A 24,642-nucleotide genomic window follows, 5' to 3' on the forward strand; every position below is an offset into this window, starting at 1 on the left:
CCTGAAAACTAGATACGAACGAATCTGCATTGAAACACTTGTCTCCGTAGTTCTTCCTTCGATGTAAAGCGTAATGCTTCCGAAGTTAGTTTTCCTACGGAAAACTTTTAGGATAAGCCCTCGACCGATTAGTATTGGTCAGCTCCGTGCATTACTGCACTTCCACCTCCAACCTATCTACCTCGTAGTCTTCAAGGGGTCTTACTAATTGGGAAATCTCATCTTGAGGGGGGCTTCACGCTTAGATGCTTTCAGCGCTTATCCCGTCCGCACGTAGCTACCCAGCTATGCTCCTGGCGGAACAACTGGTACACCAGAGGTGCGTCCATCCCGGTCCTCTCGTACTAAGGACAGCTCCTCTCAAATTTCCTGCGCCCACGACAGATAGGGACCGAACTGTCTCACGACGTTCTGAACCCAGCTCGCGTACCGCTTTAATGGGCGAACAGCCCAACCCTTGGGACCTACTTCAGCCCCAGGATGCGATGAGCCGACATCGAGGTGCCAAACCTCCCCGTCGATGTGGACTCTTGGGGGAGATAAGCCTGTTATCCCCAGGGTAGCTTTTATCCGTTGAGCGATGGCCCTTCCATGCGGTACCACCGGATCACTAAGCCCGACTTTCGTCCCTGCTCGACTTGTAGGTCTCGCAGTCAAGCTCCCTTCTGCCTTTGCACTCTTCGAATGATTTCCAACCATTCTGAGGGAACCTTGGGGCGCCTCCGTTACTCTTTAGGAGGCGACCGCCCCAGTCAAACTGCCCACCTGACACTGTCCCCGAACCGGTTTACGGTCCTAGGTTAGAACCTAGATACGATCAGGGTGGTATCCCAACGGCGCCTCCATAGAAGCTTGCGCTCCTATTTCTCAGGCTCCCACCTATCCTGTACAAATCGTACCCAAATTCAATATCAAGCTGCAGTAAAGCTCCATGGGGTCTTTCCGTCTTGTCGCGGGTAACCTGCATCTTCACAGGTATTAAAATTTCACCGGATCTCTCGTTGAGACAGCGCCCAAATCGTTACGCCATTCGTGCGGGTCAGAATTTACCTGACAAGGAATTTCGCTACCTTAGGACCGTTATAGTTACGGCCGCCGTTTACTGGGGCTTCGGTTCATAGCTTCGGGTTTCCCCTAACCACTCCCCTTAACCTTCCAGCACCGGGCAGGCGTCAGCCCGTATACTTCGCCTTACGGCTTCGCACAGACCTGTGTTTTTGCTAAACAGTCGCTTGGGCCTTTTCACTGCGGCCCCCTCGTGCTATTCACACTACCGGGGCACCCCTTCTCCCGAAGTTACGGGGTCATTTTGCCGAGTTCCTTAACGAGAGTTCTTCCGCGCGCCTTAGAATTCTCTTCTCGCCTACCTGTGTCGGTTTGCGGTACGGGCACCTTCTCCTGGTTAGAGGCTTTTCTTGGCAGTGTGAGATCATGACCTTCGCTACTATAATTTTCGCTCCCCATCACAGCCCAGCCTATTAGTGTGCGGATTTGCCTACACACAAGCCTCACTGCTTAGACGGACTATTCCATCAGTCCGCGTCACTACCCTGCTGCGTCACCCCATTACTCATAACGGATTACGGTGGTACAGGAATTTCAACCTGTTGTCCATCCACTACGCCCTTCGGCCTCGCGTTAGGTCCCGACTTACCCTGAGAGGACGAGCCTTCCTCAGGAAACCTTGGGCTTTCGGCGGATCAGATTCTCACTGATCTTTTCGTTACTTATACCGGCATTCTCACTTGTATAGTGTCCAGCGCTCCTCACGGTACACCTTCAACCCCTATACAACGCTCCCCTACCCCAGATGCAAAGCATCTAGCCATAGCTTCGGTGGTGTGTTTAGCCCCGTTACATTTTCGGCGCAGAGTCACTCGACCAGTGAGCTATTACGCACTCTTTCAATGGTGGCTGCTTCTAAGCCAACATCCTGGTTGTCTGTGCAACTCCACATCCTTTTCCACTCAACACACACTTGGGGACCTTAGCTGATGGTCTGGGCTGTTTCCCTTTCGACAATGGATCTTAGCACTCACTGTCTGACTCCCGGATATAAGTACATGGCATTCGGAGTTTGACTGAGCTTGGTAACCCTTGCGGGCCCCGCACCCAATCAGTGCTCTACCTCCACGACTCTTCATCCGAGGCTAGCCCTAAAGCTATTTCGGGGAGAACCAGCTATCTCCGAGTTCGATTGGAATTTCTCCGCTACCCCCACCTCATCCCCGCATTTTTCAACATGCGTGGGTTCGGGCCTCCAGTGCGTGTTACCGCACCTTCACCCTGGACAGGGGTAGATCACTCGGTTTCGGGTCTACGTCCACGTACTATAATTCGCCCTATTCAGACTCGCTTTCGCTGCGGCTCCGGCTTCTCACCTTAACCTTGCACGGGAACGTAACTCGCCGGTTCATTCTACAAAAGGCACGCCATCACCCATTAATAGGGCTCTGACTTTTTGTAAGCACACGGTTTCAGGTTCTATTTCACTCCCCTTCCGGGGTGCTTTTCACCTTTCCCTCACGGTACTGTTTCACTATCGGTCGCTAGGGAGTATTTAGCCTTAGCAGATGGTCCTGCTGGATTCATACGGGGTTTCACGTGCCCCGCACTACTCGGGATACGTCTCGGAGAGAACACATTTTCAGCTACAGGGCTTTTACCTTCTATGCCGGGCCTTTCCAGACCTCTTCGCTTAATATATTCCTTTGTAACTCCATGTGAGACGTCCCACAACCCCAAGGAGCAAGCTCCTTGGTTTGGGCTAATCCGCGTTCGCTCGCCGCTACTGACGGAATCACTATTGTTTTCTCTTCCTCAGGGTACTTAGATGTTTCAGTTCCCCTGGTCTGTCTCTACCCACCCTATGTATTCAGGTGGGAGTGACTGCGTATTACCACAGCCGGGTTTCCCCATTCGGACACCCCCGGATCAAAGCTTGCTTACAGCTCCCCGAGGCAGTTTCGTTGTTCGCCACGTCCTTCATCGACTCCTAGCGCCTAGGCATCCTCCGTGTGCTCTTAGTAGCTTAACCTCAATTTTTCTCAAAGAGAAAATATTGTAGCTACTTTTACACTTTGTTTTGTTAACAAGTAACAAAACGTAAATATAAAAGAATGTTTCAACTTGCAAATTCGTTCGTTATCTAGTTTTCAAGGATCAAGTTCCTACCGCTTGTTCAGCGGAAGAACATCATATCATTTCTTTCCTCACCAGTCACCCGGTAAGTATTGGAAAAGATATTACTTTGAAAGATTGCTCTTTCAAAACTGAACACGAGTGAGTGTCGACTTTGCATTGCAAAGTCTATATACGCCGATTTACATCGGACGCTTTGAATGTTTCCGTTGCAGGAAACGATTCTCCATAGAAAGGAGGTGATCCAGCCGCACCTTCCGATACGGCTACCTTGTTACGACTTCACCCCAATCATCTACCCCACCTTCGGCGGCTGGCTCCCTTGCGGGTTACCCCACCGACTTCGGGTGTTGTAAACTCTCGTGGTGTGACGGGCGGTGTGTACAAGACCCGGGAACGTATTCACCGCGGCATGCTGATCCGCGATTACTAGCAATTCCGACTTCATGTAGGCGGGTTGCAGCCTACAATCCGAACTGAGACCAGCTTTGTTGGGATTGGCTCCACCTCGCGGTTTCGCAGCCCGTTGTACTGGCCATTGTAGTACGTGTGTAGCCCAGGTCATAAGGGGCATGATGATTTGACGTCATCCCCACCTTCCTCCGGTTTGTCACCGGCAGTCTGCTTAGAGTGCCCACCATAACGTGCTGGCAACTAAGCATAAGGGTTGCGCTCGTTGCGGGACTTAACCCAACATCTCACGACACGAGCTGACGACAACCATGCACCACCTGTCTCCTCTGTCCCGAAGGCCGCCACTATCTCTAGTGGATTCAGAGGGATGTCAAGACCTGGTAAGGTTCTTCGCGTTGCTTCGAATTAAACCACATACTCCACTGCTTGTGCGGGTCCCCGTCAATTCCTTTGAGTTTCAGTCTTGCGACCGTACTCCCCAGGCGGAGTGCTTAATGTGTTAACTTCGGCACCAAGGGTATCGAAACCCCTAACACCTAGCACTCATCGTTTACGGCGTGGACTACCAGGGTATCTAATCCTGTTTGCTCCCCACGCTTTCGCGCCTCAGCGTCAGTTACAGCCCAGAGAGTCGCCTTCGCCACTGGTGTTCCTCCACATATCTACGCATTTCACCGCTACACGTGGAATTCCACTCTCCTCTTCTGTACTCAAGTCACCCAGTTTTCAGTGCGACCCAGGGTTGAGCCCTGGAATTAAACACCAAACTTAAATGACCGCCTGCGCGCGCTTTACGCCCAATAATTCCGGACAACGCTTGCCCCCTACGTATTACCGCGGCTGCTGGCACGTAGTTAGCCGGGGCTTTCTTCTCAGGTACCGTCACCTTGAGAGCAGTTACTCTCCCAAGCGTTCTTCCCTGGCAACAGAGCTTTACGATCCGAAAACCTTCATCACTCACGCGGCGTTGCTCCGTCAGACTTTCGTCCATTGCGGAAGATTCCCTACTGCTGCCTCCCGTAGGAGTCTGGGCCGTGTCTCAGTCCCAGTGTGGCCGTTCACCCTCTCAGGTCGGCTACGCATCGTCGCCTTGGTGAGCCGTTACCTCACCAACTAGCTAATGCGCCGCAGGCCCATCTGTAAGTGGCAGATTACTCCGCCTTTCAGTGTCTCCCCAGGAGAGGAAACAAGTTATCCGGTATTAGCTACCGTTTCCGGTAGTTATCCCAGTCTTACAGGCAGGTTACCTACGTGTTACTCACCCGTCCGCCGCTAAGTGATTTGAAAGCAAGCTTTCAAATCACTCCGCTCGACTTGCATGTATTAGGCACGCCGCCAGCGTTCGTCCTGAGCCAGGATCAAACTCTCCATATAGGACCAAACGAAGTTTGGTTGACCGTCATTTAATTGATCCATCTCCTTGCAGAGAAGATAATTAAATGGCGATTTAATGAAAAGAGCGATTCGCTCATTTTGAAACAAACTGACGAGAAATTTCTTTCTCTATCAAATGATTTCTCATTTGTTTTGTTCTCACTTTCGTGAAAACCACTCACTCGTTGTTCAGTTTTCAAAGATCAATTTCTTTCGTCGTTTGTCGTCAGTTACTCTCGGCGACAACTTCTATATCATAACATGTCCGGTTCGTTTATGCAAGCTTTATTTTCGTTTAGTGTTTCAAACGAGTATTCCCTTGCCACATCATTTATATACTACTTAAATGACCGGAATAAGAATATACCATGAATAGATTCCACAATGCAAGCTTTATTTACAAAACAATTCTGAACAATATATTAGTTCTATTAGTTCCACCTATTCACTTCATATATCTAATAGATATCAAGTGTAGTAATTCCACACATTACTTCATACGGAAAATCACTGCAAGAAATCTTTTCTTCATTGAATCAAGTTCATAGTTGCCTATGCAGCTTAAATATGAACTTGATTCCTTTATATGCAGTTTCCCTTTAACTAAATAAGTTGTTGAAGTACTATTTTTAAGCACAAGGGCAATACTGTTTCTCTAGACCCACACGCCAAGTATCCAGTATGATCTAAGGACCACAAAATCGGAGGTATCAAGTATTGGATGCATACAACGAAATAAAAGAAGGGGAAAAAGGGGCATGGGTAAGTATTATTGCTTACTTATGTCTTTCCGCGATCAAATTATATATCGGATATATTTCTGGATCGGAAGCATTACTCGCCGACGGATTAAATAATTCTACAGACATCGTCGCCTCTTTCGCCGTTCTTATCGGACTAAAGATCTCTCGAAGACCACCTGACCAAGACCATAAATATGGACATTTTCGTGCTGAGACTGTTGCCGCTTTAGTAGCATCCTTCGTCATGATTGCTGTAGGTCTTCAAGTATTATCTCAAGCCGTTCGTAAATTCTTCGAACCAACTTTAGACACTCCCAATATGATTGCAGCTTGGACGGCTCTATTCAGCGCACTCGTTATGCTCTTGGTCTATAGATATAATATTCAATTGGCTAGAAGAATTAATAGTAATGCGATTAATGCAGCAGCTCAAGACAATCGCTCAGATGCACTTGTCAGTATTGGGGCCTTTATAGGTATTGTTGGATCCCAGTTCGGTTTACCTTGGTTAGACCCTTTAGCCGCAACACTCGTAGGTCTCATTATATGTAAAACAGCTTGGGATATTTTCAAAGATGCTTCTCATGCCTTAACAGACGGGTTCGACGAGAAAGAACTCAATAAAATTAAACTGACAGTCGCTGCGACCCCAGGGGTTGAATCCATTAAAGATATTAAGGCTAGAGTATTAGGAAATAATATATTAGTCGACGTAACTATTCAGGTAGATGCATACCTAAATGTTGTAGAGAGCCATGAAATTACGGAGAAAATCGAAGATAATATGATGAATGAGCATAAAATTTCACATGTTCTAGTTCATATCGAACCTACACAAACTACTAAATAACACATCAAATCATTATAAATATCCCCCATAGGAAACCGAAAAACCCAGAGAGATGAGACAATCCATCACTGCTGGGTTTTCTATAAGTATTTCTATGATATTATCATTTAGTCCTCGTAAATAACGACCGATTCAGTCTCAGACTCCCATTTAACGGTTGAATTTAACGATTCGCTGACGAATCGTGCAGGAACCACCGTGCTACCTTGTACAATAGTTGCAGGAACGTCCAGTGTCACTTTTTCACCATTCACGGTCGCGATCTTACTATCTATGATAAGAACCACGGTAACATGATCACGGACTACTGTGACTGACTTTTCTTCTGCATTCCATTTTACATCAGCATCTAAAGACTCTGTTATTGCTCGAAAAGGAACTAACGTAGTACCTTTTTGAATGAATGGAGCTACAGTTAAAGTAAGTTCTTCACCATTTACATATAGCTTTACACCTTTTTTCCCCATTTGATCATACAACTTTCCAAGCTTCTTGTATGAGTCAATGTTCTTAATATTTGCTAAAATAGCTTCCTTCTCAACATATACAGCATCCGTTACACTTCCATTACTAGCAAGCATATCAGCAATCAAGGATAAAGCTTCGTCTTTATCCTTAATTAACTCGAGCTCCGCTTTCATTTCATCGGTTAGTTGAGTCCCATACTGGGTCAATAGTATCTCAGATAACACTACACCCGCAGGCTTGTCCTTAACATTATTGATTGCGTTTAGAAGTCCCTTGTATCCCTTATGCCCTTTATTCATATAAGTCGAATCCGTTACAGTGACTGGTTCTTTCTTATCCTTTTCACCGTTATTTCCTTTATTACCTTTGTCATCTTTACTGTGCATTGATCCTTTATCGTTCTCTGTCTTCCCGCTCTTATTTTGTTGATTTACACTTGCTGTCTTCTCTGATGATTTTCCATTATTCGATTTTGCAAGAGCGGTGCTTGTCATTAGACTTGTTGCTAGGATACATGAAACTACAATTATTAAACTTTTTTTCATCTAGGTTAACCTCCTTAGGTTGTATATATTATTTCGGATTTATATTCAAGTTTGATGAGTACTACATCATCTAAGATTTATTCGATCTTAAACTAATCTTAATATTGTACTAAGGTTACCTCTATATAGTAACAATAACACTACATCAAATAATTATTGTTAAATATATATTGGAAAAGAGGTCTTTCTATGAAGAAGATTATAATCATCGGCACCTTCGTCATCGCAATAACCGTTAGTGGTGCGTTCGGGAGCAGCCTAGTAAGCGCCAATCCAGTCTTAAAACCGCTAAACATAGTTGCACCAGCCCAAGATGACTTACTACATATTCTTAAACTATCATCTGATGAAGAATTATATACAGCGTTGTACCATGGTGATACTCTAGCTGACCTAGCCAAGAAGAATGGTGTCGACATTCAAAAAGTAATTAACCTACAGGTATCCGAACTAACTGCACAATTGGATCTTCGTTATGCTAAAGAGAGTATTACCTTGGAACAATACAAAGAACAGAAATCAGAACTTATTGAAATGGTCACTAAAAGTGTAAACGGTATCCTATAAACCAAGCTGATACGGCTACGCGGTCCTTTAAAAGGACGGTATCCGTCTCTGCCGAAATATAAGGGTATAAAATATAAAGTGAAACTTATACTTTCTTATATTTTAAAATAAGGGGCAGTGTCATTGGACACTACCCCTTATTTTTCACAATCTACTTGCGCCCGTAATCAGCTTTAATCTCTCCCCACTCCTGTGTCTCCCATTTACGCACCGGATTATCATAGTGATTGGAACGTAGCCACTGCAACGCTCGATCCACTAGATCCCATACTTCTTTCGTGGACTCATCACGTTCTAAAGTTGTCGCAACTTGCTTCTCTCTTACCCACTTCAGTGCCGTTCTGGAATCGCTGTAAACTATCTTGTTACTTCCTTCTCTTTTCAAATAAGCCAGAGAATGAACGATCGCTAAGAATTCTCCAAGGTTATTCGTTCCTTTGGAAATAGGACCCTTTTCAAATATGACTTCTCCCGTTTGTGTGTTCACGCCTCTATATTCAATAGGACCCGGATTCCCTCTTGTTCCTACATCTACTGAAATGCTGTTATAGTCAATTTCTTCGGTTGACATAGGAGTCTTTGATTTACTACCTTTTGTGGCTCCATTTAGAGATTTACCTTCTGATTTGTTCTTACCCCAGTGTTGTTTCCAACCCTCTTGATAAGCTCGCTCCGCTTCCGCCTTAGAATCAAAAGATTTATATTTCGCATCCTTAAACTGAGCTACTTGTGATTGGCATTCTGGCCAGTTCGTGTAGATACCAGGATTATTGCCTACCCACACTACATAATGTTTCTGCTTTGCCACTTTGATTCATCCCTTCCAATCTGACGCACCCATGAAATATGTTGAACACAACATCTTCTTATCACGTAAACTATACTTAAGGTATTATTCTCAAGTACCACTATTCTCATTGTAAATCATCCAGCTACATGTTGTTTCTTCAAACTAACCATCAACCATACACACTGTATAATTAGTATGAGTATTACGATAATATCGTATCCTAAAGTCGTTGATTGTTCATTGCCCAAGAATTGAATCAAATTATGTAGGAAGTGAAATGTAATTAATGGCCAAATATTAGCATTCTTAATCATCAATAATGCTAATACTACACCCATCACAAGAGCATATACAAGTTGCAATAAGGTCTGCTCCATACTTTGACCCGACATAACATTTAAGAGGTGTGTGAGCGAGAATAGAATACTCGAGGTGATAACAGCTACTCTTATACTCTTGTTCAATAACGTTTTAAGAATAAGTCCTCGATAGACCGTTTCTTCCACAAATCCAACTAATAACGTAAAGAAGATAAAATAGAAGACTTCTGAAACAGTAACCTCTTTGAATCCATCTAGACTGATCACGACAAGTACAACGATTAAAGGCGTATAGAGCAACCAATGACGCTTCGGAATATTCGCCAGCGACTGGAATCCGATATCATGCCATTTCCTCCTCCATGTTAAGTAGATGATCAATATCAGAGAGATCGGTATGAAGGAAATAAGAACGGGAGAAACATTGTTGATTTCTTTAATGGTTACATAGGCACCTGCAACAAAGATCGCTAACAGTAGCAGCACCTCTATTATAACTACGGTTAATACAGGACGCCTCTGCGAGAATAGAGTCTTATTTCTGGGGTTTGACATGATTAATGATCATTCCTTTCTTGAATGGCTTGGACCCATCGTTTCTCCATATTATAGAACTCTAACCCATAGGTTAGAACTGATACACGGTAGTGGTAATTCTCGGGGTTGGGCATGTTCTGAAGCTCGCCTGATACAATCTGTTGTACAGCTGTAATCTGTGTAATCTGCCCTTCTAATTTAGACTGGTATTCCGTTAAACGTCGCTGTCTAGTCTCTTCATCTAAGTAATCAAAGAAGAATATTTTACTTAAATGGTCATTACGAGATAACTCTAGCGGACCTGCTAACCAAATAAGGAAGGCTTCTTTACCAACAGGTAATAATGTATATAGCTTCTTGTTCTTGCTATCTTCCATTTCCGTTACCGTTACCCATTCCTTAGCGGCTAATCTCTTTAATGCCGGATAAAGACTCCCAAAGCTTACCTTATAAAAGAACCCAACCGTGCTGTCGATCGTCTTCTTCAGATCATAACCACTCATCGGCCCTTCTATAAGCATCCCTAAAATAACGTATTCTAACATAAACGTTCACTCCTCATTTATATCGAAATGATATATCAAATCGATATATTTTATTATACCCAGTATTTAGGTTGCGTCAAGTTATTTACATAGAAAAAGAGCACCCCTCGAGTGCTCTCATTAATCAATTCAAATCCAATTATCCTCATAACTTATTCCTATCTGAAATCAAAACTTCACATGGTGCGGAAGATAAATATCCACCGTTGTTCCTACACCGATATCGCTCGTAATTTCCATATACCCATTGTGGGATGTTAGTATTTTTTTAACAATCATTATTCCTAGTCCGTTACCATTTGGTTTGGTCGTATGAAAGGGCTCTCCAGCCTTACGCATCACTTCCTCCGTCATGCCTTCCCCATTATCACTGAATCGTATTCTTTGGTAGGATTTCGTAACATCTAGCGTGATGGTAATTTCTCCTCCACAAGGTAACGCTTCTTGACCATTACTTAGAATATTAAGAAACACCTGTTTAATCTGATTTCGGTCACATTTAATCTCAACTTCTTCAATGACCTCGCAAGTGATCACGACATCTTTCATTCCCGCTTGTATTCCGAATATACTCAATACTTCCTGAAGAATAGTATTACAATAATCATTTTTGAATTGAACCACTTGTGGTTTACCTAGGATTAAGAAGTCACTTATTATTAAATTCATTCGTTCAAGTTCAGACATAATGAGATCATAATGTAGTAACTTCGAATTCTTACCTGATATCTGAAGCAACCCTTTAACTGTTGTTAGTGGATTTCGAATCTCATGGGCAATACTTACCGCCACTTCACCAGCAAAAATCAACTTTTCTTTATTCCGCAATATTTCATCTGTCTTCTTCATCTCGGTAATATCGTGCATACTCCCAACGACTTGTATTAGCTTTTGTGAGCAATCGTAGAACGGTACCACATCTAGCATATAGTATCGATATGAGCTTTGTTCTTCTATGGTAATTTCAATTCCCAAATAAGCCATTCTCTCATTTATACAGCGATGGAAGTATGTTCCTATGTGAACCAACGTAAATACTGATGAATGGACGATTCTCTCTCTGTCTCTACTATCTAATTGCAATATATTTAGACAATTCTCATTGATCTCTAGAACATCTCCCACATCATCGGTGACAACTATTCCGTAATAGTTAGTCTCTAGTAAGGCACGATTCAATAAAAACTGTTGACTATTCTGCCTTCTCAATTGAATTTCACGCTGAATAGATCCTGCAACTGCACTTAGCAAAGATAGAAAATGAGGATGCGCAGATACTAGTTCTGTCACTAATGTTATTGTTCCAAGTATCTGTTCACTCCCATCACTATAGAATGGAGCTGTATAACATGCAAAACCTTCTAGATATGTATGGGAATGATCTTTACCAATCATTTGAATCGGCTGTTTATGTTGAATGCTTAATGAAATTGAGTTCTCCCCGACCTCTTCATTAAATTGAATGCCTTCAATTATCCCTAATTGTTTCACCTTTGTTATAGACGTAGTGTCTCCCTTAAATGCTAATATGTAACCCTTATGATCCGTGGCTACTATAAGGAAGCGTTCCCCTTTCATAGAGGAAAGTAATGTTTCTATAAATGAACTTATAACATCTAACTCTAAAATATAATTAGATAACTGCGCCTTTAATTCAACCTCCGAATAATATTTGTTAAATATAAGAGGTCTGATAGAATCATTTCCTAATTGTTTACTCTGCTGCTTGTTTTCCCAAATCACTGTTTCCTCATTCATTCGATCAATCTCCAGCTACGGCTATTTGTTATATCCTATTATATTACCCTGAATACATCGCTATAACTATCTTAAACTTAGTAAAAAAACCATTAAATTACATAAAACCTTAATATATTTTTAAAATTCGAGTTTTTTTAACATGAATCGACACATCGAGACATCATCATCCTAGTAAACTAGAGCAGACCCATCCACATATCGTTATCATAGATGAGTCTAACTATCGCTTGGAGTGATGAATCAATCTAGCATCTTAATAATGACTGCTGTTAATGCATCTAGCGTAATATCATGGTCTGTCAGCTTAAATCCTGATTTCTTTGAACATTCTAAAGTACCTGCTTCGTTCTGATCTACCACTATAGTTCCCAGCGTTAAATCCTCTTGTAGTGTCAGTTTTCTCACTTTATGATCTGCATTCAGAAACACATAATATCTCCCGGTACCATCTGTAGATCGGCATACATATCCAATTACGAGATCACTTTTCTTTATCTCTGGTGCTTGGATCATAGTTACATTCGTATTGACCAGCTCTTGGTCACCTAATCTAAATGCATTCGTAGATTTCCTCAACGCTATAAGCCCCGCTGTATATTCCTTCGTAGTATGATTAACTGGAAACTGATGTTCCTCGGTTGCCTTACGCCAATCAAACATATTAATAGCATCAGATGAGTCATATGAATCATGTACGAAATATCCGAATATCTCGCCCTCTTCATCCTTGAAAGCATAATACTTCTGTTCAGGTAGACCACTGGCCTTCCACTGTTTGCTTCTACCATATTCTTGCCCGGCATGCAGAAACGCCGTACCTTGAGAAGTAAGGATTAATGTGTTACCAAGTCGGATACGTCTATGAATCTCTAAATCATGCTCTGGTATGGAGGGGTCTTTCTTAATCGTTTGCGCAATGACATCATATAACGTGAGATTATCATGGGCTTCAATATACTGCACAATGTCTCCAGGATGATCTGCGGGAATATTCGTTGGCTGTGCTTTAATGTTATTGAAAAGAAAAGAAATATCTCTTGCTCCATCTGAAAGGAATCGAGGTTCCCCTTCTAATCCATAGCCTGATTTCAGTTCATTTCTAATTTCATCCGAGAATACGCCCACATTATCTGTCTTGTCCATCCAACCTTGGTCTGCACCTTTACCTGTAAGCGTTGGGTCAGATAAATCTCCCTGAAAGGTTCTCCAACCCTCACCAATGAATATAGCCTTTGGATTGATCTCAGCCGCTGCATCATAAGCTTCCTGAACAGCTTCATAGGTTGCATCCCCCATCATATCCCAGCGCATACCATCGATCTTATACTCATTGAACCAATATTTCACTGAATCGACCATTAGTTTCTTCGCCATCTTACGATTGGTCGCAAGATTATTACCAAAACCTCCAATAAATTGCCCCTTATCATCCTGCCATGCATAATAATTCGGTACAATATCATTCAGTAAATCAACTTTTGCCATATGTGTATAGACGACATCTAGAATGACTCCCATTCCCGCTTCATGAATAGCTTGGATCATTGCCTTCAGTTCTCGTATTCTTAGTTCAGGATTGGTTGGATCCTCGGAATACGCACCATCAGGTGTGAAATATTGATGAGGATCGTATCCCCAGTTATATTCATTATCAACGGTCGAATATTGTAATTCTCTATGTCCCATTAAAGCTTCATCACCAAAATAGCATGCCATAACAGGTAGCAATTGGACATGTGTAATACCTAATGATTGGATATAGTGAATCTTATCTCTGAAAGCACTGAATGTACCCCATCTTGCATTCAAATCTTGTTCAATAGAAGGATCGGATGTAAAATCTCTAATATGTATTTCCCAAATGATCGCATCTACTCTTGTTGTATATCCCGGAATACTCGCAAAGTTGTAAAATTCAGGATTAGTCTCGCTTAAATCAACGATTGCAGCCTTTCCAACTAAATCTCCACCCGGACCTAACTGTCCTGTTGTGTTTATTCTACATATGGCCATCGATTTAGCGTAAGGATCTAGCACTTGGCTGGTTATGCCGTTGTTGGTTACTTCGTATTGATAGAAATAGCCTCGCATATCGGTTACTCGAAGTTCCTCTGGAAGTATCACCACCGACCATACACCTTTATCTTCTAATGATAAGGTCACACTCCCAACCTTCTGAGAAGAATAGATCTTATCATATATATTGGCAACAACCTTGCTTGCAAGTGGTGCCCAGATTTTCAGGGTTACACCACCTTTGTTATAAACTGCCCCGAGGTCATCACCCTCATAATGAAACTGTTCATCGAGCTTTTTCCACTCTTCTTTCAATGGTTTCCCTCCAATCCGTCGAACATCATAACCATTTCATTTGAAATTGATTCCTTTATTAACAACATATGCTTATTTCATCTATAGATTCATGTAAGCGTCTACTCTAATATACTTATATCATTAGAATTTCACGAATATCCTCTTCGGAGAACGTGGATAAAGCTTGTTCACCTGGTTGAATGACTTCATCGATTAAATTTATCTTTTTCTGCTGGAGTTCATACATCTTCTCTTCAACCGTCCCCTGAGTGATCAGTCGAATGACTTGTACGGCTTTCATCTGACCGATACGATGTGCACGATCTGTTGCTTGCTGTTCTACCGCGGGATTCCACCATAGATCATAAAGAATGACGGTATCTGCTCCAGTCAAGTTCAGACCTGTACCTCCTGCCTTTAATGAGATTAGGAACACGTCGGCTCCCTCCCCTTCATTAAATCGATCACATAATTCTACCCGTTCAGAAGCTGGTGTCTTTCCATCCAAATATAAATACGGTACACCCTGAGTGCCAAGTTCTCGACCAATCAAGCTAAGCATCTCCGTAAATTGCGAGAATATCAATATTCGCTTTCCAGCGTTCTGACATTCCTCAATTAACTCCATGAGTTGCTCAAATTTAGCGGAACTTCCAGCATATCCGCTTACGAATAAAGCTGGATGGCAGCATAATTGGCGAAGTCTCGTTAGTCCCGCTAATATCTTGATCCGATTCTTCTGAAGATTATTCTCCTTCAGGTGCTTCACTGTCTCATGTTTCAACTCAGCCAGATAAGCCATATATAGCTTCTTCTGATCCGGCAACAATTCAGAGATCTGTAATGATTCAATCTTATCAGGTAATTCCTTCAATACGTCACGCTTTAAACGACGGAGTACAAATAGACGGATTCGCTTAGCTACGCTATCTCGGGAGAGATTAGCGAAATCTTTTCTACTAGATAATAACTCTGGAAATACGACATTGAAGATCGACCATAGTTCTTCGATTGAATTCTCCACAGGTGTACCGGTCAGTGCGAAACGATTTCTTGCCTTAATTCTTCTTACCGATTGAGCCGTCTGGGTATTAGCGTTCTTGAAGGTCTGTGCCTCATCCAGAATTAACGTATGGAAAGTCGATCCCATATATTGTGCCAAGTCTCTGCGTACTAATGGGTATGAAGTGATTATCACATCTACACCTGTCAAATCCTTTAGCATACGACTACGTTCTTCCTGGACACCATCGATGATCATGGAGCGAACCTCTGGAGCGAACTTCTTCAATTCATTCCTCCAATTATAGAGGAGCGATGCAGGAGCGATAATTAGAGCTGGCATCTGCTCCTTTCTAATCTCCGGTAGAACAGAGACGATGAAGGTGATGCTTTGTAATGTTTTGCCTAAGCCCATATCATCTGCTAAGATCCCCCCGAATCGATAGTGAGCTAAAGTCTTCATCCATTGATAACCATACTGCTGGTAATCTCGAAGGATGGTAGACAGACTTTCAGGAACGGGGAAATCTAGAAGATCGGGATTGCGCATATTCTCGAGTAGTTTGCGAAAGGATTTACCCATTTTGATACTATTCCCTTTGTCCTGAACATCCATCAGCTGCAGCCCATGCACGACAGGAAGTCTAAATTCAGTGCCTACCATCTTACCTGTGCCGACACCCATCTTGTTCATGAAGTGTAGCATTTCTTGAAACTGCTCACCTTCTAGGGGAGCAAGTGCCCCATTGGGCAGTCGATAATATCTTCGTTTCTCTTCTAGGGATCTCAACAATTTACGGATATCTTCATCAGGTATTCCATCAATCTCGAATTTAAACTCTAACCAATCATGTCTTGAATCCATATCAACAGTGATTTTCGGAGCGGTAATCCCATGAATTCTAGCTTTGACAGCCGAGGTTGCATAGACTTCGAGCAGCTTCTCCAGTTGTGGAACAGTGTGGTATAGGAATTCGTACTCTGCATCCTCGTCAGCCAAGAAGTAGCCTTTCTCAGTCTTTGCGAACGTACTTTGATCCATGATTTCGAGTATTCTCATCTCAAGATCACCATTACGTACAAGTATACGATCCTCCCTTTGATGCTGGTGACTATCTTCGTCGAGAGGATTGATAACCACTCTTCCATAATGGAACTCCAATCCTGCTAATAAACGCTCCCTCACGCGATCTAGAAACAACTTTGCTTTGAGGGGTGTACGTACCATTCTCTCGGAGACACCCTTGGTAATATGTACATTCCCGAACTTCATTAAACCAGGAATCACCTTTTCCATAAAAGGGTCCAGTTGCTCTTGAGGAATTTGAATCCTTTGCTCATCGGATCTCTCAAGCATCTGCTGCAACTCTGCCAGTCGCTTACATTCATCAACAGGTAACTTCACCAGTCTTCCTTGGAACAAGATCACTCCATAGGGTTCCATGATGGCTATATCATCTAACCCTTCAATCTCCAGATGATATCCTTCTGCTACAGAATGGTTAAACTCGAACTGAAGTGGTAGGCCTTCCTCTGATATATTTATCCCGGTGGCAACAATATTCCACTGCGCTATCCTCACATTTGGAGCCTCACATAATAGTAACAACAGCTTGTCCCAATGATAGGGTGGGATCATTAATATTCGATCACTATTAGATATAGGTTGTCGATACATCTCCTCACTGTTATACATAAGAAGGAGTTGCTGGATCACACCGTCATTTTCTTTCGAGAAACTATGAAGCTCTGGGTCATATATGAAATGCTTGGAGAACGCGACTGTCTTTCCTCGTTCAACGCTATCAAGAAATTCTCTAACGTTCTTCACAACATATAAACGATTTATGCCAATCTTTATCTCCAAACCGAACATGAGCTTGTAATCTATATGGACGGTTCTGATAGTAAACTCTACTTGAAGAGGCGTTCTCGAATCGAAATAAGTTCGTGCACGGCTGGAGCGACGAGGCTTATCTGAGAATAACGCTAGGATAGAGTTAGCCAGTTTATTCTCCTGATTCGAAGACAACGATTCAGTGGGTTCTTGTCTAGCCTCATGCTGTTTTCCATGAATATTTAAGAGCACTGCGGCAATATGTTGGCAATAAAGATCGTAAGAGGATAGTTGAGGACATGTACATTCTGCCATTAGTTTACCTTCTATATCCGTTCTAATTGTCACTTGTTCGATGCTTTTCCCTCTGACACTTGCTTTATAGAATCCTGTTTCAGATTCTGTATATGTAAACGTCACTTTGTTCGCTTTAAAATAGGCTTCTCCTTTATCAAAGGAGGTCTTCCCACACCATAACTTAATAAGGCTTGGAGTTAACTCATTATCCACTTATTTTATCCTCCTAGTGAGATCTTATCTTCATCATAACAGATCAACCTACTGTTCCGCTTAGTCCAAGCAGAAACGGCTATACCGTCCTTTTCAAAAGTTTATCCTTCCGATGTAAGTGATACTTCGTATCACTTTAGGAAATCCGTATCTGCGGAAATATAAGAAATAGAGTATCAAGAATCAATTTCATAATTACGCAACTCGATTTAGCTGCAACGGCGATTATGAAATTGATTCAAATGAAACTTATACTTTCTTATATTTTTAAAAATCCGGACCTCATAAGAGAACCGGAATTATCGATTGTAAAGCTAACCCTATCCAATAAATTGCGCCAATAGATGATTAAACTTATTTCGTTCTTCCCAAAAAGGACCATGGCCGCTGTATTCAAAAGGGACTAATTGTGAATATTTAATCCTGTTATTCAATTCTTGTGCCTGTGCAAAAGGGATCACCTGATCATGAATCCCATGAATAATTAATGTGGGAACATGTATTTTATCAAGGTCAGGTTGCAGGTTCTCATCTCTTAACGTCACTATAATCGCCGCAGTTGACCATCCCGCTGCCTCTAACCCCATTTGGAAGAACCAATCAGAGAATCGGCTGCTTATATACTGAAAGAAAAAAGTATCTGTTACTCCTTGAATCATTTGAGGACGATCATTATACGTATCTGTAAGAAGTTTCTTTGCCGTTACCGCTGTAAATCCCGTAGGTGCTGCGGCATCAATCAGAACAAGTTTAGATACTCCGTAACCATGATGTCGCGCCATATAACGAATCGCGATGGCCCCTCCCGTCGAGTGACCTGCAATAGTGATGTTGTGTAATTGAAGCGCACTTATGACAGCTTTAATATCATCCGCCAGTCGGTCATAGTGGTATCCATCGATCGGTTTATCCGATTTCCCGAACCCCCGCCAGTCGAGTCCAATGCAGCGATATCCCAAAGCAGGTAGTACATCAAACTGATACTCAAACTGCTTATGGCTTAACGGCCATCCATGAATAAACAGAATCGTCTTGTTGCCCCCTGGATTGACATCTTCAACATACACCTTCACACCCGGCTCTACATTCACATAATATCCCATTCTTATTCCTCCATTTCATGAGTAATCCCAATTAGAAATAAGATATTCATCTGAGGTAACATAGGTGAACGCCTACCACTCTTAACGAATCCAGATTCTAACAGATTAAACTCTTTAAAAAATGGGTAAGTATTACAGTGGATGATGTTGTTCATTAATCAATATTATAGCCTCTTAAATGTTGTCAACAATGTTCATGCCGAAACCATGTTTTCATCTTCGTGACAATGAAAGCGCTTTGTTCTAATATTCATTCATAAAGGGTAACCTATATTAGAAATGTAATTAAGGAATCCCATTCAAAACTGTAAAGGGGGCATTATTAATGGCCACAACAGAATCAAAGAATAGTTCATCTGGCAACGTACGAGTGAAGGTACAACAATTCGGCCGTATGCTTAGCGGTATGGTTATGCCGAATATCGGCGCTTTTATCGCTTGGGGCTTAATCACAGCATTATTTATTCCTACAGGATGGTATCCTAACGAGAGTCTAGCTTCTCTTGTAGATCCTATGATCAAATATCTTCTACCACTCTTAATTGGATTCACGGGCGGTCAAATGGTGCACGGTAAACGTGGTGGTGTCATCGGTGCTATCGTCACAATGGGTGTCATTGTCGGTTCTTCGATTCCAATGTTCTTAGGTGCGATGTTAGTCGGACCGTTGGCAGCTTGGATTCTAAAACAATTTGACCGATCTGTAGAAGGGAAGATCAAATCCGGATTCGAGATGCTTGTCAACAATTTCTCACTTGGAATTATCGGTGGTGGGCTTTCAATCGCTGCACTTAAGGGGATCGGACCTCTAATCGAAGGCCTGACTAATATCCTTTCATCTGGTGTAGAATTCCTAGTTAACCATAACCTGCTTCCACTCGTTAACATCATTATAGAGCCGGCTAAGGTGTTGTTCCTAAACAATGCAATCAATCATGGAATACTTACTCCTATCGCTGCAGAAGAGTCTCTAAGAATCGGGAAATCAGTTCTATTCATGCTTGAATCGAATCCCGGGCCAGGACTCGGGATATTACTTGCTTATTGGCTTGTAGGTCGAGGATCAGCCAAATCATCCGCACCAGGTGCTATAATCATTCACTTCTTTGGGGGTATTCATGAAATATACTTCCCATATCTCTTGATGAAACCACGTCTAATCCTAGCTGCAATCGGTGGCGGTATGACAGGTACATTCACGTTCCAATTGTTAGGTGCAGGTCTTACAGGATCTCCTTCGCCAGGTAGTATCCTCGCTTACTTCGCAATGACGCCTAGAGGTGGATACCTTCCGATGATTGCAGGTGTAGTTACGGCAACCGTTGTATCTTTCCTAATCGCTTCTCTTCTACTGAAGACAAGTAAGAAGACTGACGATGAAGAAATGGATATAGAAGGAGCAGCTGCAAAAGTTAAAGATATGAAGTCCGCAGGTTCTGTATCACAGAGTACAACAACACATGTTGACACGAATGTCCGTAGCAAATCTAATGTGCAAAAAATCGTCTTCGCTTGTGATGCAGGAATGGGCTCCAGCGCTATGGGTGCTTCCGTACTGCGAAAGAAAATGCAGGCGGCAGGTATAAACATTACCGTTGTTAACTCTGCTGTTAGTGAGATACCAGCAGATGCCGATATCGTTATCACACAGAAGACTCTGACTGAACGTGCGATTGCTAACAATCCAACAGCAGAGCACATCTCAATCGACAACTTCCTCAAGAGTCCAAGATATGATGAGCTTGTTGAACGTTTGAAATAAACCATAGTTATAACCAAGTAGAAACGGTTATGCCGTCCTTTTTCAAAGACGGCATCCGTTTCAGCGGAAATATAAGGATAAAAGTATCAAGAATCAATTTCATAATTACGCAAATCGATTTAGATGCATCGGCGATTATGAAATTGATTCAAGTGAAACTTATACTTTCTTATATTTTAAAGAGGTAGTGAATTACCCCCGAAAGCTGAGCCTATGTATCAATACATGCTCTAGTTGCTTTGCGGGGGTATCAGAATTAAATACAGGAGGCGTTGCCTAGCATGGCAGCGTACATCTCCAGGTAGGACGAGTGCCGCGATATGAGGAAAATTACCGCCAGACAGCGTCAGATGATACTGCTTCTCCTTAGTGTAAGCAAAGAAATCACCGCCGCCGAAATCGCCTCAGATACCGGAGTAAGTGTAAGGACAGTTCACCGAGAAATGGAAGAAATCGAGCAGACTATGCAGGATTTCGGGCTACATCTAAGCAGAAAGTCAGGAAAAGGCATCCAATTGGGTGGTCCAGAGACTGACCTTGAGAAGCTACGCCTTTTTTTGTATGAAGAGAAGCCGGCGGAATATTCTGGAGATGACCGCAAGCTATATGAATTATGTTCTCTGCTCGAGGCAGAGGAGCCCGTGAAGCTGTTCTCTATCGCTCATACGCTGAAAGTAACTGTAGCTTCTGTCAGCTATGATCTAGACGAACTAGAACCTTGGGTGCGTAAATTCGGATTGCAGTTACTACGTAGAAGAGGATACGGAGTTGAGATCATAGGTGGTGAGGTTGATAAGCGCCGCGCGATTTGTAGACTGGCTGCTGAGCATCTAGATCAATCAGATCTGGTTGGTCACACCCCACAGACCAAAGGTAATCCGGTATTCAATATGCTTCTTAACGCAGTAGGTAAGAACGACCTTATAGACATCGAGAATACACTCTGGGACATGGAATGGAAATGGACAGCAGAGCTGCCAGAAATCGTCTATACGGAGTTGCTACTGGGATTATCTGTTACAGCAAGGCGAATAGCAATGGGTAGAACCATTACTACTACTGAGGAAGCTGGGTACTCGCGAATGTCCGATCATCGCAATGTTGCCGGGTCGGAGCATTTTGTACAACAACTTAGCATGACCTTGGATCTAGATTTTCCCCGGTCAGAGATTCTGTATATTGCCGGATTATTTGATCGAGTTCAGGATTCCTTCTCCTCTGCAAGCTTTGCTTATGGTGATATCGAGTTAATGGAGCTGGTATACAAACTGACGGAGAGTGTTGTGAGACGAACAGGAATCCCATTCCAACGTGATCGTTCACTCCGAGAAGGGCTACTTGAGCATATCGAACCGGCATTAAATCGCATTCGTGAAGGAACTCGGATCCGGAATCCCCTTCTTGGAGCCATTCGCAAAGATTACGAGTACTTATTCCATATTATCCAGGCTGCAGTGGAGGATATGAACATCTCCATCACTATTCCGGACGAAGAAATCGGATTTCTGGTGATGCATTTCGGTGCTTCCGAGGAAAGACTGAGCCAGCTCCGCCGTAATGTCCGAGCGATTCTGGTATGTGCTAGCGGATTAAGCTCTTCGCGACTATTGGCGACAAGACTCGCGAAGGAAATGCCGCAGATTGAAGTCCTTGGTAATATTTCTTGGTACGAGGCTGCGCGTCTACCAGAGGAAGACTACGACCTAATCATCTCGACGATTGAACTTCCATTGACAAAGGATCGTTATATCAAAATCAGTCCCCTGCTCACAGGGGAAGAATCAGAGAAATTATTGAATTATATTCAGAACACAACACTACGGGAGAATAAGGTATTCTCTTCACGTGAACCTGATACATCAGGCCGTGAGATAACATCATTGGACAGGATGAAGAGCTACAAGTACATCTTAGATGAGATTGTCAGTTTGTTGGAGCGTTTCCGGTTCTACCCACTGGATAACATTGACATGAGTATACACGCGACATTATCAGGGATGCTAGATATGTTAAAGGGAAGCGGTGTAATCGACAATCCCGATATCTTACTTGAGCGTCTGATGGAGCGAGAAAGAATGGCCAGTCAGGTCATTCCCGACACTCGACTAGCACTCTTCCATACACGAAGCAGTCATGTTCATATGTCCTCACTAACGTTATATCGCCTTTCGCAACCTGTTCATTTAGAAAAAGGTACTGAGGTCAAGGTCATTCTGCTCATGCTTGCACCACGAAAGTTGTCTAAAGAAAGCCTAGAAGTGCTCAGTGAAATTAGTGCATTGCTGCTGAATTCCGAATTGGTAAGACTATTAGAAGAAAGCACCGAAACGGAGATCAGGAGGTATCTATCAACAGAGTTGCTTCATTTCTTCGAAAATAAAATTTGAAAGCGAGAGAAACCATATGAATATACTGTCAGAGAATAAAATTATGATGAACGCCACCGCAAAAGATAAATATGAGGCGATCACTTTGGCTGGTCAGCTACTAGTTGATGCCGGTCATGTATCTGGAGAATACATTCCAAAAATGCTCGAACGAGAAGATGTTGTATCCACCTATATGGGCGGAGGTCTTGCCATTCCCCATGGAACAAAGGACGCACGTCAATTCATCAAATCCACAGGTCTATCCGTAGTCCGGTTTCAAGATGGTGTTGATTTTGGCGGAGATGAGCCGGCTTTTGTCGTCATTGGTATTGCAGCTGCTGGATCTGGACACATGGAGATTTTGACGAATGTTGCCATGATATTCACCGAGGACGATGCAATTGAACGAGTAATGAACGCCTCTACACCAGCTGATATCATTGCAATCTTTGAAGGAGGCGTAGAGTAGTGAAAGCTGTCCATTTTGGCGCAGGGAATATTGGCAGAGGTTTTATCGGTCTGCTACTATCACAGGCTGGTTATGAGGTATGCTTTGTAGATGTGAATGAGACCTTTGTAACACAGCTTCAACAACGTGGTGAATATCCAGTAACACTGGCAAGTGAGGGTCAGGAAACAGTGATTGTTAACCATGTGACTGCACTCAACAGCGTAACCCATGCAAATGCTGTAGCTACTGCCATTGCAGAAGCAGACCTCATAACTACAGCAGTCGGCGTATCCATTCTACAACACATTGCTGCGCTAGTCGCTCAAGGAATCAGTAAACGAGTTGCTGTTACTTCCGCTCCGCTACATGTGATTGCCTGCGAGAACGCTATCGGTGGCAGTGCCCAGCTCAAGGAGCTGGTATATGCTCAATTAGATAAAGAGGCCCGTAGCAAGGCGGACATTTCTATTGCCTTTCCAAATGCAGCAGTGGATCGGATTGTCCCATTACAGAAGCATGAGGATATCCTCAAGGTTGTCGTTGAGCCCTTCTATGAATGGGTTGTAGATTCATCGCAGATGATTCCGGGATACAAACCGATCGAAGGTGTACATTATGTTGATCAGTTAGATCCTTATATTGAACGTAAATTATTCACTGTGAATACTGGACACTGTTCCGCTGCTTATCTTGGATATTTGCGCGATTACGCAACAATTCAGCAAGCCATGGCAGATGTGCAATTGACCGCTCTCGTGCGAGAAGTATTGGATGAGACTGGTGCAGTCTTAGTCAATAAGCACAACTTCGATCCAGCTCAACACAGTAAATATATCGATAAAATTCTAGAACGCTTCCGCAACCCAGCTCTGACGGATGAAGTAACTCGTGTAGGTCGTTCCCCACTCCGGAAACTTTCCGCGAATGATCGGCTCGTATCACCAGCCCTTCAGGCACATAATAGCGGATTAAGCTACTCTGCTCTAGCCCGTTCCATGGCGGCTGCCCTATTGTTCAAGGCACAAGATGATCTAGAAGCGGTTGAGCTTCAAGCATCCATTGCTGACATTGGAGTGAGTGCAACGCTTACGAAGTATACAGGCATTGCGCCAGATCATGATGTACACAAAGCAGTCATGGTAGAGTATGGTAAACTGAGCTAATATACTGTCTGTTGTATTTAAGAACATTACGCTAGAACCTCGCACATCAAAGAGGAGCACTCCAGCCATAGACTGGG

General features: G+C 43.0%; 13 protein-coding genes, 2 rRNA genes and 1 pseudogene. 6 read left to right on the forward strand and 10 right to left on the reverse strand.

Annotated features, from left to right (window positions below; translation table 11 throughout):
• Positions 1 to 108: 108 nt before the first annotated feature.
• Both LPB68_RS10435 and LPB68_RS10440 read right to left on the reverse strand, forming a co-directional pair.
• Positions 109 to 3,037, reverse strand: a 23S ribosomal RNA gene (locus LPB68_RS10435).
• A gap of 336 nt (positions 3,038 to 3,373) precedes the next feature.
• Positions 3,374 to 4,929: ribosomal RNA gene (locus LPB68_RS10440) — 16S ribosomal RNA — on the reverse strand.
• The 16S and 23S rRNA genes sit together here, the layout of an rRNA operon.
• A 717-nt stretch (positions 4,930 to 5,646) precedes the next feature.
• Here LPB68_RS10440 and LPB68_RS10445 point away from each other — a divergent pair.
• Positions 5,647 to 6,522 (forward strand): cation diffusion facilitator family transporter, encoded by an 876-nt coding sequence (locus LPB68_RS10445; RefSeq protein ID WP_068657151.1) that lies wholly within the window; start codon positions 5,647 to 5,649, stop codon positions 6,520 to 6,522.
• A gap of 107 nt (positions 6,523 to 6,629) precedes the next feature.
• Here the strand turns inward: LPB68_RS10445 and LPB68_RS10450 are convergent, their stop codons facing one another.
• On the reverse strand, positions 6,630 to 7,535 hold the full coding sequence (locus tag LPB68_RS10450) for a copper amine oxidase N-terminal domain-containing protein (RefSeq protein ID WP_068657149.1): 906 nt from the start codon (positions 7,533 to 7,535) through the stop codon (positions 6,630 to 6,632).
• Between the two features lie 189 nt (positions 7,536 to 7,724).
• On the opposite strand from LPB68_RS10450, the gene LPB68_RS10455 reads away from it, so the two are divergent.
• Complete coding sequence (locus tag LPB68_RS10455) at positions 7,725 to 8,102, forward strand: hypothetical protein (protein WP_068657147.1); 378 nt, start codon at positions 7,725 to 7,727, stop codon at positions 8,100 to 8,102.
• 151 nt (positions 8,103 to 8,253) lie between these two features.
• On the opposite strand, the gene rnhA is transcribed toward LPB68_RS10455, so the two are convergent.
• The 7 genes and pseudogenes from rnhA to LPB68_RS10490 all read right to left on the reverse strand — a co-directional run bounded on the left by rnhA (position 8,254) and on the right by LPB68_RS10490 (position 18,820).
• The gene (gene rnhA / locus LPB68_RS10460; RefSeq protein WP_068657145.1) at positions 8,254 to 8,910 is read right to left on the reverse strand and encodes a ribonuclease H; all 657 of its coding nucleotides are present in this window, start codon (positions 8,908 to 8,910) and stop codon (positions 8,254 to 8,256) included.
• A gap of 116 nt (positions 8,911 to 9,026) precedes the next feature.
• Entirely contained in the window at positions 9,027 to 9,767 is a 741-nt protein-coding gene (locus LPB68_RS10465) for a CPBP family intramembrane glutamic endopeptidase (RefSeq protein ID WP_068657143.1), read from the reverse strand.
• A 2-nt stretch (positions 9,768 to 9,769) separates the two neighbouring features.
• Positions 9,770 to 10,294 (reverse strand): PadR family transcriptional regulator, encoded by a 525-nt coding sequence (locus tag LPB68_RS10470; RefSeq protein ID WP_068657141.1) that lies wholly within the window; start codon positions 10,292 to 10,294, stop codon positions 9,770 to 9,772.
• 168 nt (positions 10,295 to 10,462) lie between these two features.
• Complete coding sequence (locus LPB68_RS10475) at positions 10,463 to 12,052, reverse strand: ATP-binding protein (protein WP_068657139.1); 1,590 nt, start codon at positions 12,050 to 12,052, stop codon at positions 10,463 to 10,465.
• A gap of 243 nt (positions 12,053 to 12,295) precedes the next feature.
• A pseudogene (locus LPB68_RS10480) lies at positions 12,296 to 14,374 on the reverse strand (alpha-amylase family glycosyl hydrolase); the annotation flags it as partial.
• A 127-nt stretch (positions 14,375 to 14,501) separates the two neighbouring features.
• Positions 14,502 to 17,717 carry a DEAD/DEAH box helicase gene (locus LPB68_RS10485; protein ID WP_068657137.1) on the reverse strand — a complete coding sequence of 1,072 codons (3,216 nt, stop codon included), beginning with the start codon at positions 17,715 to 17,717 and terminating at the stop codon, positions 14,502 to 14,504.
• 320 nt (positions 17,718 to 18,037) lie between these two features.
• A complete protein-coding gene (locus LPB68_RS10490; protein WP_068657135.1) occupies positions 18,038 to 18,820 on the reverse strand; it encodes an alpha/beta fold hydrolase in 783 nt (260 codons plus the stop codon).
• Between the two features lie 325 nt (positions 18,821 to 19,145).
• Here LPB68_RS10490 and LPB68_RS10495 point away from each other — a divergent pair, with 325 nt between their 5' ends.
• The 4 genes from LPB68_RS10495 (at position 19,146) to LPB68_RS10510 (ending at position 24,565) form a co-directional block, all read left to right on the forward strand.
• The gene (locus LPB68_RS10495; RefSeq protein WP_068657132.1) at positions 19,146 to 20,582 is read left to right on the forward strand and encodes a PTS mannitol transporter subunit IIBC; all 1,437 of its coding nucleotides are present in this window, start codon (positions 19,146 to 19,148) and stop codon (positions 20,580 to 20,582) included.
• A 320-nt stretch (positions 20,583 to 20,902) separates the two neighbouring features.
• Positions 20,903 to 22,969 carry a BglG family transcription antiterminator gene (locus tag LPB68_RS10500; protein WP_068657130.1) on the forward strand — a complete coding sequence of 689 codons (2,067 nt, stop codon included), beginning with the start codon at positions 20,903 to 20,905 and terminating at the stop codon, positions 22,967 to 22,969.
• A 16-nt stretch (positions 22,970 to 22,985) separates the two neighbouring features.
• Positions 22,986 to 23,420, forward strand: a complete 435-nt coding sequence (locus LPB68_RS10505) for a PTS mannitol transporter subunit IIA (RefSeq protein ID WP_068657128.1) — start codon at positions 22,986 to 22,988, stop codon at positions 23,418 to 23,420.
• Positions 23,420 to 24,565, forward strand: a complete 1,146-nt coding sequence (locus LPB68_RS10510; protein WP_068657126.1) for a mannitol-1-phosphate 5-dehydrogenase — start codon at positions 23,420 to 23,422, stop codon at positions 24,563 to 24,565. The genes LPB68_RS10505 and LPB68_RS10510 overlap by 1 nt, the downstream gene beginning before the upstream one ends.
• The last annotated feature ends 77 nt before the right edge of the window (positions 24,566 to 24,642 follow it).

The organism is Paenibacillus crassostreae, assembly GCF_001857945.1.
In the GTDB taxonomy this organism is placed as follows: domain Bacteria; phylum Bacillota; class Bacilli; order Paenibacillales; family Paenibacillaceae; genus Paenibacillus_AQ; species Paenibacillus_AQ crassostreae.

Bases quoted from the DNA above. Each gene is read 5' to 3' on its own strand.
- LPB68_RS10490 (WP_068657135.1), bottom strand. From the start codon at position 18,820: ATGGGATATTATGTGAATGTAGAGCCGGGTGTGAAGGTGTATGTTGAA.
- LPB68_RS10495 (WP_068657132.1), top strand. From the start codon at position 19,146: ATGGCCACAACAGAATCAAAGAATAGTTCATCTGGCAACGTACGAGTG.
- LPB68_RS10450 (WP_068657149.1), bottom strand. From the start codon at position 7,535: ATGAAAAAAAGTTTAATAATTGTAGTTTCATGTATCCTAGCAACAAGT.
- LPB68_RS10500 (WP_068657130.1), top strand. From the start codon at position 20,903: ATGAGGAAAATTACCGCCAGACAGCGTCAGATGATACTGCTTCTCCTT.
- LPB68_RS10470 (WP_068657141.1), bottom strand. From the start codon at position 10,294: ATGTTAGAATACGTTATTTTAGGGATGCTTATAGAAGGGCCGATGAGT.
- LPB68_RS10505 (WP_068657128.1), top strand. From the start codon at position 22,986: ATGAATATACTGTCAGAGAATAAAATTATGATGAACGCCACCGCAAAA.
- LPB68_RS10475 (WP_068657139.1), bottom strand. From the start codon at position 12,052: ATGAATGAGGAAACAGTGATTTGGGAAAACAAGCAGCAGAGTAAACAA.
- LPB68_RS10465 (WP_068657143.1), bottom strand. From the start codon at position 9,767: ATGTCAAACCCCAGAAATAAGACTCTATTCTCGCAGAGGCGTCCTGTA.
- LPB68_RS10455 (WP_068657147.1), top strand. From the start codon at position 7,725: ATGAAGAAGATTATAATCATCGGCACCTTCGTCATCGCAATAACCGTT.